Here is a 499-nt window from a genome sequence, read left to right as displayed (position 1 = left end):
CTTAGCGAGTATCAGTTGGTTTATGCGGGTACTGAATGAAAGTATAGCCCGAAAAGCGAATAAAGAAGATAACTGTACGGGTCGATTTTGGGAAGGGCGCTTTAAATCACAAGCCTTACTTGATGAAGCGGCACTGGCTGCCTGTATGGCGTATGTTGATTTAAACCCAGTTAGAGCCAAAATGGCTGATACACCCGAAACCTCAGACTACACCAGTGTAAAAACTCGCTGTGAACATGCCAAAGAAGGCAAGCAACCTAAACAATTGGCACGTTTTGCAGGTAGCCCCCGAAAGCGCATGCCCAAAGGTATACCGTTTGAATTAAAGTCGTATTTAGAACTTGTCGAGCTAACAGGCAGATGTATGCGAACAGACAAGCGCGGCGCTATCAACCCTATCAACTCCCCAATTTTAGACAGGCTCAACATAGCCCCAGAAAACTGGTTAAAACTCACCACACAATTTACCAAAGTATTCCATGGCGCAGTAGGGCGACCC

The 499-nt window shown here is 46.1% G+C and carries 1 pseudogene; it reads left to right on the top strand.

Annotated elements, in window-relative coordinates:
• Positions 1 to 499, top strand: a pseudogene (locus J8M01_RS23805) (transposase); the annotation flags it as partial.

Origin of the sequence: Pseudoalteromonas sp. MMG005 (assembly GCF_018101015.1) — a bacterium.
GTDB classification, from domain to species: Bacteria; Pseudomonadota; Gammaproteobacteria; order Enterobacterales; family Alteromonadaceae; genus Pseudoalteromonas; species Pseudoalteromonas aurantia.
This window is presented reverse-complemented; position numbering and strand designations above follow the sequence as displayed.